General features: G+C 60.9%; 14 protein-coding genes and 2 tRNA genes. 3 read left to right on the top strand and 13 right to left on the bottom strand.

What is annotated here, in order from left to right:
* Nucleotides 1–126 precede the first annotated feature (126 nt).
* The 4 genes from ACIOVD_RS12765 to rimO all read right to left on the bottom strand — a co-directional run bounded on the left by ACIOVD_RS12765 (nucleotide 127) and on the right by rimO (nucleotide 3,378).
* Nucleotides 127–591 (bottom strand): DUF1456 family protein, encoded by a 465-nt coding sequence (locus ACIOVD_RS12765; protein ID WP_095166883.1) that lies wholly within the window; start codon nucleotides 589–591, stop codon nucleotides 127–129.
* Nucleotides 592–658: 67 nt separating this feature from the next.
* On the bottom strand, nucleotides 659–1,369 hold the full coding sequence (locus ACIOVD_RS12760; protein WP_401128009.1) for an rRNA pseudouridine synthase: 711 nt from the start codon (nucleotides 1,367–1,369) through the stop codon (nucleotides 659–661).
* Nucleotides 1,370–1,451: 82 nt separating this feature from the next.
* Nucleotides 1,452–1,925, bottom strand: a complete 474-nt coding sequence (locus tag ACIOVD_RS12755; RefSeq protein ID WP_095166887.1) for a GNAT family N-acetyltransferase — start codon at nucleotides 1,923–1,925, stop codon at nucleotides 1,452–1,454.
* A 115-nt stretch (nucleotides 1,926–2,040) separates the two neighbouring features.
* The gene (rimO, locus tag ACIOVD_RS12750) at nucleotides 2,041–3,378 is read right to left on the bottom strand and encodes a 30S ribosomal protein S12 methylthiotransferase RimO (RefSeq protein WP_095166890.1); all 1,338 of its coding nucleotides are present in this window, start codon (nucleotides 3,376–3,378) and stop codon (nucleotides 2,041–2,043) included.
* Between the two features lie 445 nt (nucleotides 3,379–3,823).
* On the opposite strand from rimO, the gene ACIOVD_RS12745 reads away from it, so the two are divergent.
* Complete coding sequence (locus ACIOVD_RS12745) at nucleotides 3,824–5,725, top strand: potassium transporter Kup (protein ID WP_095166894.1); 1,902 nt, start codon at nucleotides 3,824–3,826, stop codon at nucleotides 5,723–5,725.
* An 87-nt stretch (nucleotides 5,726–5,812) separates the two neighbouring features.
* On the opposite strand, the gene ACIOVD_RS12740 is transcribed toward ACIOVD_RS12745, so the two are convergent.
* The 4 genes from ACIOVD_RS12740 to ACIOVD_RS12725 all read right to left on the bottom strand — a co-directional run bounded on the left by ACIOVD_RS12740 (nucleotide 5,813) and on the right by ACIOVD_RS12725 (nucleotide 10,398).
* Complete coding sequence (locus ACIOVD_RS12740; protein WP_095166896.1) at nucleotides 5,813–7,108, bottom strand: virulence factor family protein; 1,296 nt, start codon at nucleotides 7,106–7,108, stop codon at nucleotides 5,813–5,815.
* Nucleotides 7,108–9,750, bottom strand: coding sequence for a bifunctional lysylphosphatidylglycerol flippase/synthetase MprF (mprF, locus tag ACIOVD_RS12735; protein WP_401128004.1), 2,643 nt, complete (start codon nucleotides 9,748–9,750; stop codon nucleotides 7,108–7,110). The genes ACIOVD_RS12740 and mprF overlap by 1 nt, the downstream gene beginning before the upstream one ends.
* Nucleotides 9,751–10,024: 274 nt before the next feature.
* Nucleotides 10,025–10,101 (bottom strand) — tRNA-Met (locus ACIOVD_RS12730).
* 220 nt (nucleotides 10,102–10,321) lie between these two features.
* Nucleotides 10,322–10,398: transfer RNA gene (locus ACIOVD_RS12725), tRNA-Met, on the bottom strand.
* A 298-nt stretch (nucleotides 10,399–10,696) separates the two neighbouring features.
* On the opposite strand from ACIOVD_RS12725, the gene dinB reads away from it, so the two are divergent.
* Nucleotides 10,697–11,758, top strand: a complete 1,062-nt coding sequence (dinB, locus tag ACIOVD_RS12720; protein ID WP_095166900.1) for a DNA polymerase IV — start codon at nucleotides 10,697–10,699, stop codon at nucleotides 11,756–11,758.
* 42 nt (nucleotides 11,759–11,800) lie between these two features.
* On the opposite strand, the gene ACIOVD_RS12715 is transcribed toward dinB, so the two are convergent.
* The 4 genes from ACIOVD_RS12715 to ACIOVD_RS12700 all read right to left on the bottom strand — a co-directional run bounded on the left by ACIOVD_RS12715 (nucleotide 11,801) and on the right by ACIOVD_RS12700 (nucleotide 16,576).
* Nucleotides 11,801–12,754, bottom strand: coding sequence for a hypothetical protein (locus ACIOVD_RS12715; RefSeq protein ID WP_095166902.1), 954 nt, complete (start codon nucleotides 12,752–12,754; stop codon nucleotides 11,801–11,803).
* Nucleotides 12,755–12,771: 17 nt separating this feature from the next.
* The gene (locus ACIOVD_RS12710; protein ID WP_095166915.1) at nucleotides 12,772–14,487 is read right to left on the bottom strand and encodes a proline--tRNA ligase; all 1,716 of its coding nucleotides are present in this window, start codon (nucleotides 14,485–14,487) and stop codon (nucleotides 12,772–12,774) included.
* A 129-nt stretch (nucleotides 14,488–14,616) separates the two neighbouring features.
* Nucleotides 14,617–16,179, bottom strand: coding sequence for an AmpG family muropeptide MFS transporter (locus tag ACIOVD_RS12705; RefSeq protein WP_095166917.1), 1,563 nt, complete (start codon nucleotides 16,177–16,179; stop codon nucleotides 14,617–14,619).
* 43 nt (nucleotides 16,180–16,222) lie between these two features.
* The gene (locus ACIOVD_RS12700) at nucleotides 16,223–16,576 is read right to left on the bottom strand and encodes an MGMT family protein (RefSeq protein WP_095166919.1); all 354 of its coding nucleotides are present in this window, start codon (nucleotides 16,574–16,576) and stop codon (nucleotides 16,223–16,225) included.
* Nucleotides 16,577–16,742: 166 nt separating this feature from the next.
* Here ACIOVD_RS12700 and ACIOVD_RS12695 point away from each other — a divergent pair, with 166 nt between their 5' ends.
* Nucleotides 16,743–17,750: a DUF481 domain-containing protein gene (locus tag ACIOVD_RS12695; RefSeq protein ID WP_159994079.1), complete on the top strand. Its 1,008-nt coding sequence runs from the start codon at nucleotides 16,743–16,745 to the stop codon at nucleotides 17,748–17,750.
* A gap of 133 nt (nucleotides 17,751–17,883) precedes the next feature.
* On the opposite strand, the gene ACIOVD_RS12690 is transcribed toward ACIOVD_RS12695, so the two are convergent.
* Nucleotides 17,884–18,028 (bottom strand): cold-shock protein (locus ACIOVD_RS12690; RefSeq protein ID WP_401128075.1); only part of this gene is annotated, 145 nt, incomplete at its 5' end.

Below are 18,028 nucleotides of genomic sequence, written 5' to 3'. Positions count from 1 at the left end.
ACTACACCCTAGTCGTCAGCCGCGGGAAGCAGAGCCACTATTTTTACCGGGAATGTGCCGCCATACGGGCGGGTCGAGCTGCGGGCGATGGCGTTTTGAAGGGCGCCATCGCCGGCTGGCCGGCTCTTACTGCGGACGGACGCGCAGGGTCAGGCCCTTGAGGAAGTTGCGCAGCAACTGGTCGCCACACGGGCGGTAGTTGGTGTGGCCGAACTTGCGAAACAGTGCGCTCAGCTCCGGCTTGGACACCGGGAACTCGGAGGCCTTGAGGATGGCGTGCATGTCGTCTTCCTTCAGTTCGAAGGCCACGCGCAGTTTCTTCAGGATGATGTTGTTGGTCACCGGCGTTTCGATCGGCTGTGGCGGACGGCTTTCGTCCTTGCCCCGCTTGAAGATCACCAGGCCATCGAGGAAATGCGCCATGACGTCGTCGGGGCAGAACACGAAACCTTCTTCCTCGTCTTTCTTGAGGTAGGTAACGAGGTCTTCCTTGGTGACGTCCATGCCGCCGAGTTTGATGATCTCGACGACCTTGTTGTCGCTGATGTCGAGCATGTAGCGCACGCTGCGCAGTACGTCGTTATGAATCATGTGTGCAGTCCTGATCATTCAGCTGTGGGCGTTGCCGGTACCGGCGACACCGAAATGAGTGGCAGCCTCAGAATTTCTCTTTGGCGGACAGATAGCGCCATTGGCCCAGCGGAACCTTGCCGATGGAAACTCCGCCGATACGGATGCGGCGGATGGCAATGACCTTGAGGCCGACCGCCTGGCAGAGCAGGGCGATGATTCCCGGTTGCGGGTTCTTCATCGCGAAGCGCAGGCGGTTTTCGTTCTGCCAGCTGGCTTTGACCGCTGGCAATTCCTTGCCCTTGTAGGTCAGGCCGTGGTTCAGGCGGTTGAGGCCGTGGGCGACCATGTCGCCTTCGACTTCGACCACATACTCTTGCTCGATCTTGCTCGCGTCGGCCGTGAGCTTGCGCAGGATCTTCCAGTCCTGGGTGAACACCAGCAGGCCGCTGGCGTTGGCCTGCAGGTCGGCACTGACGGTCAGGCGCAGGAAATGCCCCTTGAGCGGGCGCTTGCTGAAACGGTGCTCTTCGCTCAGGGTGTCGGCGCTGATCAATTGCTGGGCGCTCTCCACGTCCATGCCCGCAGGAGCATGCAGCAGGATGGTCACCGGCTCCGGCGCAGTGGCCTTGGCCTCAGGGTCGAGCTCGACTTTCTGGGTATCGACCTTGAACTGCGGCTCGTCGATGACTTCGCCGTCCACGGTGACCCAGCCGCCTTCAATGAACAGCTCAGCCTCCCGACGGGAACAGCCGACGAGTTCGATGAGGCGTTTGGAAAGACGAATCGGGTCAGTCATGACAGGGCCGTAACAAAAAGGGGGCAGGCATTGTACCTGCCTCGCGCCGGTTAATCGCGGGTCCATTTGCCTTGTGTGGCTTTTAGCCGCGCAGGGCTTGCGGCCTGGACTGCTTCAAACGCATGTGCAGCAACGGATAGGGCTGGCCCATGCCGTCGACTGCCGAGCGTCCGATCACTTCAAACCCTTGCTTGTAGTAGAAGCCCAGGGCCTGCGGATTCTGCTCGTTGACGTCCAGTTCATCGGCATTCAGGTGTTGCATGGCGTACTGCAGCAACTGTTTGCCCAGGCCTTCACCACGATGCTGGGGGGCGATGAAGAGCATTTCGATCTTGCCGGCGGCAACCCCGGCGAAGCCGCTGATGTGCTGCTGTTTGTCGCGGGTGCAGATCAGCATCACCGCGTCGAGGTAGCGGGTGAGCACCAGATTGCGCAGCAACTCGATGTAGCTGTCTGGCAGAAAATCGTGGGTCGCACGCACAGATGCCTCCCAGACCTGGGTCAGTTCCTGATAATCGCTGAGTGTCGGTGTGTGGATGACCGAATGCTGACGCATGCCCGCCTGCCTCTTTTTAGTGGATAAGCAAACGATAGCCGTAAAAAAGCCCCGCATCTCATGAAAAAGAGCGGGGCTTTTTGGAGTCAGAGCAATCCGTAGGGGATGCCCTGTCTTAGATCTGTTCAGCCCACAGGTCGTACTCGTCGGCATCAGTCACCTTGCACCAGACTTTATCGCCTGGCTTGAGGTTGCTGCCGTTGTCGATAAATACGTTGCCGTCGATTTCCGGGGCATCGAAGAAGCAGCGGCCGACCGCGCCTTGCTCGTCGACTTCATCGACCAGCACTTCGATTTCACGGCCGATGCGCATTTGCAGGCGTGCCGAACTGATGGCCTGTTGGTGCGCCATGAAACGCTCCCAACGGTCCTGCTTGACGTCGTCCGGGACTACTTCCAGGTCCAGGTCGTTGGCCGGTGCGCCTTCTACCGGCGAGTACTGGAAGCAGCCCACGCGGTCGAGTTGCGCTTCGGTCAGCCAGTTCAACAGGTACTGGAAGTCTTCTTCGGTTTCGCCAGGGAAGCCGACGATGAAGGTCGAACGGATGATCAGGTCCGGGCAGATTTCGCGCCAGTTCTTGATGCGCGCCAGGGTCTTGTCTTCGAAGGCCGGGCGTTTCATCGACTTGAGGACTTTCGGGCTGGCGTGCTGGAACGGGATGTCCAGGTACGGCAGGATCTTGCCAGCGGCCATCAGCGGGATCAGCTCGTCGACGTGCGGGTACGGGTAAACGTAGTGCAGGCGCACCCAGACACCGAGGGTGCTGAGGGCTTCGCAGAGTTCGGTCATGCGGGTTTTCACCGGCGCGCCGTTCCAGAACCCGGTGCGGTACTTGACGTCAACGCCGTAGGCGCTGGTGTCCTGGGAGATAACCAGCAGTTCCTTGACGCCGGATTTGACCAGGCGCTGGGCTTCGTCCAGCACATCGCCCACCGGGCGGCTGACCAGCTTGCCGCGCATCGACGGGATGATGCAGAAGCTGCAGCTGTGGTTGCAGCCTTCGGAAATCTTCAGGTAGGCGTAGTGGCGCGGGGTCAGCTTGATGCCTTGTGGCGGCACCAGGTCGATCAGCGGGTTGTGATCCTGGCGTGGCGGCACGACCTGATGCACGGCATTGACCACTTGCTCGTACTGTTGCGGGCCGGTGACGGCCAGCACGCTTGGGTGCACGTTGCGGATATTGCCTTCTTCGACGCCCATGCAGCCGGTCACGATGACCTTGCCGTTCTCCTTGATGGCTTCGCCGATCACTTCCAGGGATTCGGCCTTGGCCGAGTCGATGAAGCCACAGGTGTTGACCACCACGACGTCCGCGTCCTGATAGGTGGACACGACGTCATAGCCTTCCATACGCAGTTGGGTAAGGATGCGCTCGGAGTCGACCAGCGCTTTTGGGCAACCCAGGGATACGAAGCCAACCTTGGGGTTGGCCGACGCAGGAGTGGTGGACATGTCTAACCTCGGTATTTGTGACGCCTCCAGCCGGGAACGGCAAGGCGACAGACGGGCGCTTGGCGTCCTGCCTCGCGAATACTGCTGCTTTTTGACGAGTGACTGTTGTTGCCAGGCAAGGCGCCGCGCCGAGTCATAGCTGGCTATGGCGAGAAGCGGCAACGCAGCATGGCAACAGCAGGCGCCGTCAAAAAACAGCAGTATTCGCGAGGCAGGACGATTAGCCTCTGATCAAAAAGTGCGCAATTCTAGCGATGGTCGGCCCACTTGACCAGCTTTATGCAGGGAAATACGACGAGTGCTGCGCTATGCTTCGCGCCGTTGGGCTTTGCCGATTTCTTACAGTCAACAAAACGTCTGTAACGGAAAGTAAAACAGCGCATGCTGCACGATAAAGCGTCGTGCTTTTCCAAGGCAGTCCGGGTCTGGGTAGTAGGGGTGGTGGATGGGGCAGGCAAGTAGTCAGGCGGCAGGTTCCGAACATTCGGCGGCCAAGCCGATCGGCATGCTGGTGGCGGCAGTTGGGGTGGTTTACGGCGATATCGGCACGAGCCCGCTGTACACCCTCAAGGAGGTCTTCTCCGGGAACTATGGCGTACCGGTCAACCATGACGGCGTCCTGGGGATTCTGGCGCTGATCTTCTGGTCGTTGATCTGGGTGGTGTCGATCAAGTACATGATGTTTGTCCTGCGTGCCGACAACCAGGGCGAAGGCGGGATCATGGCCTTGACCGCGTTGGCGCGGCGAGCGGCGGCCGGGCATGCCCGATTGCGCACCTTGCTGGTGGTTTGTGGGCTGATCGGCGCAGCGCTGTTTTATGGCGACAGCATGATTACCCCGGCGATTTCCGTGCTCTCGGCGATTGAAGGCCTGGGACTGGCATTCGACGGCATTGACCACTGGGTGGTGCCACTGTCGCTGGTGGTGCTGGTGGCGCTGTTCCTGATCCAACGCCATGGCACTGCGCGTATCGGCATTCTGTTCGGGCCGATCATGGTCACCTGGTTTCTGGTGCTGGGCGCGCTGGGTGTCTACGGCATCCTGCAACATCCGGAAGTGCTGCAGGCGATGAACCCGGTCTGGGGTGTGCGCTTCTTCATTGTCCACCCGGGCATGGGCGTGGCAATCCTCGGTGCGGTGGTGCTGGCATTGACCGGTGCTGAAGCGCTGTACGCCGACATGGGCCACTTCGGCCGCAAGCCGATTGCCCGCGCCTGGTTCATCCTGGTACTGCCGGCGCTGGTGCTGAATTACTTCGGTCAGGGCGCATTGCTGCTCGGCGATCCGAGCGCGGCCCGCAACCCCTTCTATCTGCTGGCGCCAAGCTGGGCCTTGATTCCGTTGGTCGGCCTGTCGACCCTGGCCACGGTGATTGCCTCCCAGGCGGTGATTTCCGGGGCGTTCTCCCTGACCCGCCAGGCGATCCAGCTCGGCTACATTCCGCGCATGCACATCCAGCACACCTCCAGTGCCGAACAGGGCCAGATCTACATTGGCGCGGTGAACTGGTCGCTGATGGTCGGGGTGATCCTGCTGGTACTCGGTTTTGAATCCTCCGGGGCGTTGGCCTCGGCGTACGGGGTGGCGGTGACGGGCACCATGCTGATGACCACCATCCTGGTGTCGGCGGTCATGCTGTTGCTGTGGAAATGGCCTCCACTGCTCGCCGTCCCGGTGTTGCTGGGCTTCTTGCTGGTGGACGGTCTGTATTTCGCTGCCAACGTGCCGAAAATCGTCCAGGGCGGGGCCTTTCCGGTAATCGCCGGTCTGGCGCTGTTCGTCCTGATGACCACCTGGAAACGCGGTAAACAACTGTTGGTCGAGCGGATGGACGAGGGCGGCCTGCCTTTGCCGATCTTCATCAGCAGCATCCGTGTGCAGCCACCCCATCGGGTCCAGGGTACGGCGGTGTTCCTCACCGCACGCCCGGACGCGGTGCCCCACGCGTTGTTGCACAACCTGCTGCATAACCAGGTGCTGCACGAGCAGGTAGTGCTGCTGACCGTGGTCTACGAAGACATCCCACGGGTACCGCCAGCGCGGCGCTTTGAGGTCGAGGCGCACGGCGAAGGGTTCTTCCGGGTGATCCTGCACTTTGGTTTCGTCGACGAGCCGGACGTGCCGCAGGCGCTGAAGCTGTGTCATCTCGATGAGCTGGACTTCAGCCCGATGCGCACCACCTACTTCCTCAGCCGCGAGACGGTGATCGCCTCCAAGCTCGAAGGCATGGCCCGCTGGCGCGAAGCGCTATTCGCCTTCATGTTGAAAAACGCCAACGGCAACCTGCGCTTCTTCAATCTGCCGCTGAACCGGGTGATTGAGTTGGGGACGCAGGTGGAGATGTAGTTCGCCGGTCAGCGCCGAGGTCGGTCAGTTGTAACAAAAAGCCCCCGCTATCGTGCGATAGCGGGGGCTTTTTGTTGGGGGGCGCACTCAGTCTTCAGCGACCTTGTCAGCGCCCTGGCGCTTCTCGATGATATCCACCAACCGCTGGGCCAGAGCCGGGTAGTTTTCGTCGAAGTGGTGCCCGCCTGGCAGCTTCATGGCTTGGCCCACGGCAGTCTTATCGGTGCAGCCGCTCTCGTCCGCTTCTTCCTCGCCGTAGATGCACACCACTTTGGCGGCGGGCAGCTTGGCCATTTCCGGGCCGGTGGCGGCTTCCTTGCCGGCGTTGCCGAGCCAGCCTTCGACTTCGATCTCGAAGCTGCCGGTGCGGGCGAAGGCCAGCAGGATGATCGCGTCGACCCGTTGCTGCTCCGATTCCGCCAGGCGGTTGTAGATGGCGGGCAGGACGTCGGCACCAAATGAGTAGCCGGTGAGGATGAAGCGCTTGGTGCCCCATTTCTGCCGGTAGTGCTGCATCAGCTCGGCGAGGTCGATGGCGCTCTGCTCGGGGCTTTTGTGCTGCCAGTAGTAGCGCAGGGTGTCGATGCCAACCACCGGGTAGCCGATCTTGGCCATTTCACCGGCCACGTCGCGGTCCAGGTCGCGCCAGCCGCCGTCGCCGGAGAGGAACAGGGTGACGGTGTCCTTGGCCTGGCCGGCAGGCACTTCGACCACCGGAATGTTCAGGCCGCCATTGCCCTTGTCGGCACCGATCAGCAGCTTGCGCAGTTCGTTGTTCAGCACCTGTGGCAGGTTGATGTCGTAGTCGCTGATGCTGGTTTGCGCATTGGCCTGGTCCCGTACGAAACCGGCACTGGTGTCGTCGGGGTTATCGTTCCACGCTACCAGCCAGTGGCCGTGGGCGGCGCTTTTTGGCAGCAGGTGGGTGCAGCCGGGTTTCTCCAGGGCCAGGTCGACCGAGACCGCCTGGGACTTGTCGTCCTTCTGCTCGGCCAGCCAGCGCCACGCCAGTACTGCGCCCGGGCCGATACCGCTGACCAGGGTGGCTGGGCCGTTGAGCTGCTTGAGCGCCGACTGCAGGGCACGTCCTTGCAGCATGCAGTCCTTGGGCAGGATCACCTGGACGATTTCTGCCGCGCCACCACGGCTGAGGGTGATCAACTGGGTGTCGCTGAGCTTCTGCTCTGCATTGACCGCGACGATCACCTGGGCGCGCGCCTGGGTGCCCGGAATGACCCGGGTCATGGGCGCGCCGTCAGCCGGCGTCAACAGTTCCACGGTGGGTTGTGGGGCTGGACGGTTCCAGTACCAGTAACCACCGCCAAGGATCACAGCCAGTGCCACCAGAGTGGCCAATACATACCGCCAGGAGCGTTGAATCATCAGCGTTTCACCAATCCAGTCAAGCCGCCCGCAATCAGGGCGGCGGTATCGGCCAGTGCCACCAGCGGATCGAGTCCGGCGGGCACGGCCATGTAACGAGGTTCCCAGTCAGGCTGGAACTTGTCTTTGAAGCGGCGCAGCCCCTGGAAATTGTAGAGCTGCTCGCCCCGGCGAAACACCATCGAGCCGAGGCGCTGGGTCAGTGGCGCGCCACGCCGGGGTTGCAAGCCCGACAATGGCACCATGCCCAGGCTGAAGCGTGCATAGCCGTGGTTCTTATAATGCTGAATCAGGCCGACCATCATGAATTCCATGGTCAACTTGGGGGCGTCCGGGTGCGCGCGCATCAGGTCGAGGCTGGCCAGGTCGTGGCTGTAGGTCTCGAGCAGGTTGGCAAATGCCACCGGGCGCCCCTCAAAACGAATGATCGCAATGCGAAAGTGCTTCAGGTAGTCATCGCTGAAGCGGCCCAGGGAGAAGCCTTTCTCGCGCACGTTCTTGCCGGTGAGCCAGGCATCGGAAATCACTTTCAGCTCGTCCATCGGCGCCTGGCCGGGCTCGTGGATTTCCAACGACAGGCCATCACGGGTGCCGCGGTTCCAGGTGTAGCGCAGGTCCTTCATCTCCTTGCCCTTGGCTTCGAGGTCAAAGCGCAGCAGGTCGACCCGCGCCTCTTCGCCGAGCTTGATGGCGGTCAGGCCGATGTCCATGTAGTAGGGCAGGTTTTCTGCGCGCACCTGATAAAACACCGGGCGGGCGTGATGCAGGTCGCAGAGGTCGCGGAACTGCCAGATCATCTCGGCACGCTGCTGCGGCTGGCCGATCGGGTCGTACAGGGCAACCAGGCTGCGGCCGCGCCGGGCATACATCAAGAAGGCGTCGCCGTTGGGGTGGAACAGCAACGCCTTGTCCCCGGTCAGGGCCAGGCCGCCGTCCGGTTGGGCCGAGGCCATCAGGATCTTCTGCGCTTTTGCCAGGTCAGTGGCGTCGGGCAGGTCAATGGCCGGGCGGGCAGTGCGCAGCAGCCAGGTCAGCGACACCACCACCAGCAGCACCGCGGCACCGAGCAGCGAACGCAAGCCGCGCGGTGCATCGGAATCCAGGGTGAACTGCCACCATAGTTGGTGGCTGTAGGGCACATCCTGGTAGGCGAATAGCAGCAGCCAGATCGACGCAGCCAACACGCACACGCTGGCCACCAGGTACAGCGGCGAGAAGGGCAGTTCGGTCAGGCGACTGGGGCGATAGAACGAGCGGCGGAAGATCGCCAGCAGGCTGGCCGTCAGGATCAGCAGGCTGGCTTCTTCCCAGTCGAAGCCCTTGAGCAGCGACAGCAAGGCACCGGCCAGCAGCAGCACGGTGGTGAGCATCCAGGCGGCCGACAGGCGCCGGCGCAGGCCCTGGGCCAGCAACAGGCACAGTACGCCGATCAGGCTGGCGCCGAAGTGCGAGGCGTCGATCAGGCGATGGGGGATCAGAAAGCCGATGTGTTCCAGGCGGGTGTCGATCTCCGGTGTGGCGCCGGAAAACAGCAGGACCACGCCAGACAGGAACACCAGTACCGCGAGCACCGGCGCGGCGAGGCCGGAAGCGGTGCGCAGCGCCTCACGGCTGTTGAACAGGCGTTGGGCCTCATTGATCAACAGCAGCAGGCAGGCCACCAGCATTGGCAGGATCACATAGATCAGGCGATACAGCAGCAGGGCGGCGGCCAGCGGCGCGGCGCCCAGCTTGTCGGCAAAGGCTGCCAGCAGAATGGCCTCGAACACGCCGACGCCACCGGGCACGTGGCTGAGCACGCCCGCGGCCAGGGCCAGCAGGTAGACCAGCAGGAATGCACCGAATGGCGGGGTTTCCGGCAGCAGCAGATACAACACGGTGGCAGCCGCGGCGACGTCGAGCGCGGTGATGATCAGTTGCAGGAAGGTCAGGCGCCGGCCCGGCAGGCGCAGGGTGCGGCGCCCGGAACGCACCAGCAGGTTGTCCGGGTAGGGTTGCTCGGGCAGGCGCCGCCGGTAGATGCCAATCGCCAGGACCGCACAGAGCAGCAGCACGGCAATTGCCATGCCGCCCAGCAGGGCCTCGGACAAGTGCAGGGCGGCAGAGGCGGCCGGCAGGTTGCTCAGGGTCGCCAGGGCTGCCAGCGGGGGCAGGGCGCAGCCCAGGGACAGGCTGGCAAACAGGGTCATGTGGGCAACTTCCGAAGCCCCGAGGCCGTGACGCGCGTAGAGCCGGTAACGCACCGAGCCGCCCGAGAGCAATGACAGGCCTATGGCGTTGCCAATGGCAAATGCGCTGAAGCCGCCGAACATCAGGCTGCGGGCCGGCAGGCTTACACCGGCATAGCGCGATGCCGACCACTCATAGCCGAGCAAGATGATGAAACCGACGATCGTTGCACCCAGGGCGCCGAGCAAGGCCGGTTGTGGCACTTGCAGGATGGAGTCATGCAGGGCGTAGAGATCCAGTTCGCTTAATAGATGGCGACAGGCAATCAAGGCAATCGCGAACAGCAGCAAGGTCACGGCCAGGCCGATGGGCTGGCGGTACTTGCTGAGCAGATCCAGCCAATGCAGGCGTGTGGCTTTGATCGGTTGGGTCGCAGTGACGGTGTCTTGTGAATCAGACGAGTTGGCGCGCATCAATCACCTCTTGGATTGTGCGCGACAGGATGGGGGTATCCAGCCAAGTTACCAATCCCTGTTGTAAAAAAAAGTTACAAATACTGACGCCTGTCATTGAGCCTTGGCGCGTGGGCGCGATTCAATGCTGGAAGGGTCGCCTGCGATTGAGCATAGCTTGATGGATCTGGGAGGGCGGCAAAGGTTCGCAGTACCTTGCCAGGCCATTGTTGCGAAAGGACTTTTTCTGCAGATACAAAAAAGGCCACTCTTTCGAGTAGCCTTTTTTGATGTTTGGTTGCGGGAGCCGGATTTGAACCGACGACCTTCGGGTTATGAGCCCGACGAGCTACCAGACTGCTCCATCCCGCGTCTGTGTGGCGGCATTCTACAGAGGAACGCAGGGGTGTCAACCGTTAATCGTGGATTGGGTCAAATAAACGTAAATTGCCCTGGGAAGACGCGGGGGCTGCACTTAAGTGTCAGAAGCATAACGAGAATTTGTCGCGTCTCGGTTATGTCTTCAAAGGCTGTGGGCAAAAACACCCACGCACAAAAAAGGCCACTCTTTCGAGTAGCCTTTTTTGATGTTTGGTTGCGGGAGCCGGATTTGAACCGACGACCTTCGGGTTATGAGCCCGACGAGCTACCAGACTGCTCCATCCCGCGTCTGTGTGTCGGCATTCTACAGAGGATCGCTGGGGTGTCAACCGCTAACTGAGAAAAATCTGTTCCTGTTCAAGCGCTTAGCGCTTATGCGGGAGATGCCTGGAGGGCTGCAGGGCTTGCCCCGTAAGGCTCTCAGCTCTATTGATGGTCTGATTTCGATTAATAAATTAAATCCATCCTGGCGCTATTGCCTGCTGTAACAGAAGATTAAAAGCACTGGTGCTATATACAGGTGTCAGTGAGATACTGGTGATCTGACTGATATTTGTCCTTTTTCCTTCAGCGAACACCGCCTTTTATGACTCAACGCAAAATCATTCACGTCGACTGTGACTGCTTTTATGCAGCCATCGAGATGCGTGACGACCCAACGCTGGCCAGTAAACCGCTGGCGGTGGGTGGTTCCGCGGATCGACGGGGGGTGATTGCGACCTGCAACTATGAAGCCCGGGCCTATGGCGTACGGTCGGCAATGTCTTCGCGCCATGCGTTGAAGCTGTGTCCGGACCTGGTCATCGTCAAGCCGCGCATGGACGCTTACCGCGAGGCATCCAAGGAGATCCAGGCGATCTTTCGCGATTACACCGACCTGATCGAGCCGTTGTCGCTGGATGAGGCTTACCTGGATGTGTCCGACTGTGGGCATTTTGCCGGCAGCGCCACGCGGATTGCCCAGGACATCCGCCGGCGCGTCTCCAATCAGTTGCACATCACGGTCTCGGCCGGGGTGGCGCCAAACAAGTTTTTAGCAAAAATCGCCAGCGACTGGAAAAAGCCCAACGGACTGTTCGTGATCACGCCGGATCAGGTCGAAGATTTTGTCTCACAGTTACCAGTGAGCAAGTTGCATGGCGTCGGTAAGGTCACGGCGGACAAGCTGGCGCGCCTGGGTATCGTCGATTGCCTGCAACTGCGCGAGTGGAACAAGCTGGCGCTGGTGCGCGAATTTGGCAGTTTTGGCGAGCGCTTATGGAGTCTGGCTCGTGGGATTGATGAGCGGGCGGTGCAAAACGACAGTCGCCGGCAATCGGTGAGCGTGGAGAATACCTACGATGTCGACCTGCCCGACCTGGTCAGTTGCCTGGACAAGCTGCCCGAGCTGCTGGAAAGCCTGAATGGACGCATGGCGCGCATCGACAGCAGTTACCGTCCGGGCAAGCCGTTCGTGAAGGTCAAGTTCCATGACTTTACCCAGACCACCCTGGAACAGGCTGGGGCAGGGCGTGACCTGGGCAGTTATCAGCTGTTGCTGACTCAGGCGTTCAATCGGGGTGGCAAGCCGGTGCGGTTGTTGGGGATTGGCGTGCGATTGCAGGATTTGCGCGGTGGGTTCGAGCAGTTGGACCTGTTCGGGCGCTAGAAAGTAGTCGCGGGCAGGGCTTGCCCGCGAACATTTGCGGTACTAATTGACGCCCGGATCCGCCACCAGGCGCCCGGCATCCTTGGTCAGCGACTTGAGGAACTCACTCTGCAACTCGGGATCGTTGCGGGTCAGTTCGATCAGGCTCTGCTCCAATTCGCTGGCCTCTTCTTCCAGGCCCAGTTCCGACAGGCGCTTGACCCGGTGCACCCACTGGCTCACTTCGTCATCTTCGAGGTCGTCGTAAATCAGTTCGTGGGCTTCCAGCAGCTTGCCGCGCAAATTGCCGCTGATGGCCAGCGAGGAATCGCTGTGCACGTCATCCTGGGCGTCTGCGACAGAGATCTGCAGCTTGCTGATGCGGCTCAGGTCATGTTCGGAGAACGGACTGTCCAGCAGGTTCAAGCGCAGCACGCCATTGCGGTCGGTGGTGAGCTCGAAGGTCTGCTTGCCGGTCTTGACCTCTACCGGGCGTTCGCTCCAGGGCAGGCTTGAGTATTCCGTGCGTTTTTCCCGCTCGACTTCATCAATGCCCGCCAGGTTCTGTTGCGCTCGACCGTGGGACTGCACGTTCATGAACGGGTTGAGCCCGGCAAAACCGTAGCTGATCCAGTCCTTGGTGACGCTGTCCGGCAGGTTGCCGAGGGCAAACACGTTGACCACGTTGGCGCCGACGCCTGCCACCACTGCGACCGCGCCCAGCGGAATCTCATAGACCTCCCGCCAGGGTTGGTAAGGCGTGTAGCGGTCGTAGCGCCGGGTGACTTCGAACTCGGTGACTTCGAAGGTCTTCTGTTCATGAATCCGCACTCGGCGTTGCGGCAGCTCAAGCACCTTAGGCTCACCGACATCGATCTGCAGGCTGTGATCGAGCAGTTTGCGCTCGATACGTTCCTCGTGCTCGCTGCGCTGTGACATTTGATTGGCGCAGCCGCTGAGCAGCAGGGTGCTGCACAGGGCAGCACCACCGAGGCTTAAGGTGTTTCGCTTGAACATGACTTCTCTATCTGGTGTCAGCGGCGGATGCGAGCCTGAAGGAACGACAGTACGTCAGCGACCGGCAGCGCTTGCGGCTCGGCCTCGGTACGGCTCTTGTATTCCAGGTTGCCTTCGGCGAGGCCGCGATCACTGACCACGATCCGGTGAGGAATGCCGATCAGCTCCATGTCCGCGAACTTGATGCCCGGGCTGGTTTTCTTGTCGCGATCGTCCAGCAGCACTTCGAAGCCGGCCGCAGTCAGTTCTGCGTAGAGCTTGTCGGTGGCTTCGCGTACCAGTTCGGTTTCGTAGCGCAGCGGTACCAGGGCAATCTGGAATGGCGCGAGGGTGTCGCTCCAGATGATGCCTTTTTCGTCGTTGCCCTGCTCGATGGCAGCTGCGACCACGCGGGACACGCCAATGCCGTAGCAACCCATTTCCAGGGTCACCGGCTTGCCGTTCTCGCCCAGCACTTCGCACTTCATCGCTTTGCTGTACTTGTTGCCCAGCTGGAAGATGTGCCCGACTTCGATGCCGCGCTTGATTTCCAGGGTGCCTTTGCCGTCCGGGCTTGGATCGCCGGCCACGACGTTGCGCAGGTCGGCCACGGTTGGAACCGGCAGGTCGCGCTCCCAGTTGACGCCGAAGTAGTGCTTGTCGTCGATGTTGGCACCGATACCGAAGTCGCTCATCAGCTCCACCGAGCGGTCGATGATGATCGGCAGCGGCAGGTTCAATGGGCCCAGGGAGCCAGCGCCGGCGCCGATGGCGTCACGCAGTTCGGCGTCGCCGGCCATGACCAGCGGGCTGGCAACGCCAGGCTGGTTAGCGGCCTTGATCTCGTTGAGTTCGTGGTCGCCACGGATGACCAGGGCAACCAGCTTGCCGGCTTCTTCGGCGTGCACGATCAGGGTCTTGATGGTCTTTTCAATCGGCAGATTGAATTTTTCCACCAGTGCCGCGATGGTCTTGGTCTCTGGTGTATCCACCAGGCGCAGCTCTTCGCTTGGCGCAGGACGGGAGGTTTCCCGTGGCACGGCTTCGGCTTTTTCGATATTGGCTGCGTAGTCGGAGCCGTTGCTGAAGACGATGTCGTCTTCGCCGGATTCGGCCAGAACGTGGAACTCGTGGGAACCGGCGCCACCGATCGAACCGTTGTCCGCCTCAACTGGACGGAATTTCAGGCCCAGGCGCGTGAATACGTTGCAGTAAGCCTGGTGCATGCGGTCATAGGTGACCTGCAGCGAAGGCTGGTCGGCGTGGAAGGAGTAGGCGTCCTTCATGATGAATTCGCGGCCGCGCATCAAACCGAAGCGTGGGCGGATTTCATCGCGGAATTTGGTCTGGATCTGGAACAGGTTGATTGGCAGCTGTTTATAGCTGCTCAACTCGTTGCGCATCAGATCGGTGATCACTTCTTCGTGGGTCGGACCGGCGCAGAAATCGCGGCCATGTCGATCCTTGAAGCGCAGCAGCTCAGGGCCGTACTCTTCCCAGCGCCCGGATTCCTGCCACAGCTCAGCCGGTTGAGTGCTCGGCATCAACACTTCAAGAGAGCCGGCGGCGTTCATTTCTTCGCGAACGACCGCTTCTACCTTGCGCATTACCCGCAGGCCCATGGGGAGCCAGGTGTACAGGCCCGAGGCGAGTTTGCGGATCATGCCGGCGCGCAGCATCAGCTGATGGCTGATGACGACCGCATCGGAAGGCGTTTCTTTCTGTGTGGCGAGCAAAAATTGACTGGTGCGCATGGTAGGCCGTTGTCGGTTGCTGAAGACTAGAAATGACGGAGCATTGTACGGGCGAGATGTGCTGGCGTACAGGCGTGCGGTCCGTGGTGTCGCCCTGAGGCGGGGAAAGCCCCGCACCCCGGGCGTTTGTCAGGATTCTTCGAGGGTGCTGGTGTTCGTCACGGGCCCAGGTGTCGGGGTCGGACCTTCGCGCCGGCTTTCCTGGAACCAGTGTATGGCGATCAGGATCAGCGTCGGCACGCCGAGCAGGGCGGTGATGATGAAGAAGTCGTGATAGCCGAATTTTTCCACCATGACCCCGGTATAACCGCCGATCAGGCGCGGCAGCAGGAGCATGATCGAGCTCAGCAGGGCGTATTGGGTGGCGGAGAACTTCAGGTTGGTAAGGCTCGACAGATAGGCCACGAAGGCCGACGTCGCGAGGCCCGAGCTGAAGTTGTCGAGCGAAATGGTGGCAATCAGCATCTGCAGGTTGGCGCCCATGTCGGCGAGCATCACGAACAGGATATTGGTTCCGGCCGACGCCGCGCCGCCGATGAACAGTATGGGCAGGATGCCGAAGCGCACGATCAGCAGGCCGCCCATGCCGGCACCCACCAGGGTCATGATCAGGCCGAAAATCTTGCTGACACCGGCGATCTGGTCCTTGGTGAAGCCCAGGTCGATGTAGAACACGTTGGCCATGACGCCCATCACCGTATCGGACATCCGATAGGTAGCAATCAGCCCCAGCAGCAGGAATGCCTGCCAGCGATAGCGCATGACGAAGTCGTTGATTGGCGTCAGCACAGGCGCCAGGCCGCGGCGGCCCATGGTCGACAGGCACATGCCGGTGAGGGTGATGTAGAGGATGGCGCGCAGGAAGGCGCGGTCTTCGAGCAGCAAGTCGAGCAGGCTGGTGTCGCCGAACAGCACGCTGGCAAAGTCAGTGTTGTAGAGCTGGGTGCACATCGCCGGTACCGAGACCAGCAACACAATCAGCACGAACACCGATGCCAGTTGGTGGACAAAACTGTAGCGTCCGGCGGACAGCTGGGTGCGCAAGGGTACGGGCGGTTCGCGCATGAACAGGCTGGTCAGCAACGCCGGGACCATCAACAGGCCAAACAGCACGTAGGTGCCGGTCCAGGCCGAGTGCTGGTAATTGAAGCCGGTGGAGCCAAAACCTTCGGCAAAGAACAGTGCGCCGGCAGTTGCCAGCAGGGCGGCCACCCGATAGCCGGACATATAGCTGGCGGCGAGGGCAGCCTGGCGCGTGTCGTCGGCGATTTCCAGGCGGTAGGCGTCGACGGCAATATCTTGGGTGGCCGAGGCGAAAGCCACCACCACCGCGATCGCGATCAGCCAGGACAGGTGTTTTTGCGGGTCGCAGAAGCCCATGCCGATCAGGCCGAGAATCACCAAAGCTTGGGACAGCACCAACCAGGAGCGACGACGGCCGAGCTTGCCGAGCAAGGGCAGGCGCCATTGGTCGAGCAGCGGCGACCACACCCATTTGAAGGCGTAGGCCAAGCCGATCAGGCTGGCATAGCCAATGGTTTCGCGGGCCACGCCGGCCTCGCGCAGCCAGACGGAAAGCGTCGAAAATACCAGCATGTAGGGCAGGCCGGCGGCGAAACCCAGCAGCAACAGCACGAGCGTCGAGGGGCTGGCATAAGCGGCGAGCGCGGCGCGCCAGGTTTTACGGGGCATGGGCTGGAGTCTGCCTCAAAATTGCGGAAACAAAGCGCGCACTCTAACCGCTGTGCTCTACCGGACGCCAGCCATGGCGCTGAATATCAACACGATTGTTCTGGATACTGATGCCCTCGGCTCGCAAGCGCGCGCGTTGTTCGTCGCCCGAGGGGGTACCGACGGCCAGGCTGATACGTCCGCCTGCGCCGAGCACGCGGTGCCAGGGCAGTTTACTGTCGCCGGGCAATTGGCTCAGGGTGCGCCCGACCCAGCGCGCAGCCCGACCCAGGCCGGCCAGTTCGGCGAGTTGGCCGTAACTCACTACCTTGCCTTCGGGCACTTGGGCCAGGGTGAGGTAGAGTGCCGTTCGGCGGATTTGTGCCGGGTCCTGAGGTTGGTTCTCGCAGTCGCTCACGTGTTGGGTTCCTTGACGGGCAGGCGCTGCACCGCTGGTAGAGTAAAGCGCCGATCACGCAATGATAAATGAACTCATCACAAATACCCCGGTCAGTCCTTGCTCAGGCTTTCTCTATAGGGATAATACCGCCTTTTTTTCGCGAACCTGAGGCTTGTCCTTGTTTATGCCGTCCAGAATTCTGCTCTGCCTCGCCGCTATCAGTGCCTGCGCTCCTGCACTCGGCGACACCGTCTGGTTAAAGAATGGCGATCGCCTGAGTGGCAAGATCAAGCTCTTTGACGGCGGCAAACTGCTGATCCAGACCGAATACGCTGGAGCCATCCCGATCGACTGGAAACAGGTCAAGACCCTGGAAAGTGACCAGGAGCTGCTGGTCAAGCAGGATGCCTACACTGGTGAAAAAGCCAAGTCCCTGCAGGCGGCCGATGAGGGCAAGGTCACCTTGGCCAATGGCGAAACCCCCAAGACCGTCGAATTGGCGAGTATCCAGCAGATTCTCAAGCCTAAGCCAGTGGTCGAGGATCTGGTGTGGAAGGGCAATGTCGATGTCGCCCTGGATTATCAGCGGGCGGAAAATGACACCGACGACTATGACGTGGATTTCAAGACTTCCGCCCGACATGGCAAATGGCGTCATACCGCAGAAGGTGAATACAACCGCGAGTTCCAGGATGAGGTCGTGACTACCGACAACTGGCGGGCCGAGTACTCCCTTGATCGCTTCATTACCGATCAATGGTTCTGGCAGGGGCGTTTGACCTACAAGCGCGACAAGGTCGAGGACCTCTCCCGCCAGCGCACGGTCGGTACCGGTCCGGGCTACCAGTTCTGGGATGACGAGTTGGGTGCGTTCTCCCTCGGCTCACTGCTGAACCGCACCGACTACGAATATTCGGACGGCGGCAAAGACAACTTCTATTCGCTGGCGATGAAGTGGGATTACAACCGTTACCTGATCGGCAGGTCGGTGGAATTCTTCACCAATGGTGAAGTCGGCAAGCCGCTGTCGGGCGTCGCCGACTTTGCCCTCGATGCCGAGCTGGGCTTGCGTTACAAGGTCACGGACTGGGCATCGCTCAACCTCAAGGCCGAGCGCGATATCATCAGCGGTTCCGATGATGCCGACTTCAGCAAGACCCGTTACACCGCAGGCTTTGGGGTGACCTGGTAACGCCCAGTCTTGCGGCTCCCGCTGGCGCCGCAAGCAGGTGTCGCAAGCACGTGTCGCAAGCGAGTACAAAATCTACGGGCACAAAAAAGCCCCGCTTTTGAGGGCGGGGCTTTTTTTACTAAATCAGTACAAGTTAGATAACTTGAACTTCTTCAGCTTGCATGCCTTTCTGACCGCGGGTAGCGATGAAAGAAACCTGTTGGCCTTCTTTCAGGCTTTTGAAGCCGTCGGATTGGATAGCTTTGAAGTGAACGAACAGGTCGTCACAGGATTGTGGA

Origin of the sequence: Pseudomonas sp. NPDC087626 (assembly GCF_044743405.1) — a bacterium.
In the GTDB taxonomy this organism is placed as follows: Bacteria; Pseudomonadota; Gammaproteobacteria; order Pseudomonadales; family Pseudomonadaceae; genus Aquipseudomonas.
This window is presented reverse-complemented; position numbering and strand designations above follow the sequence as displayed.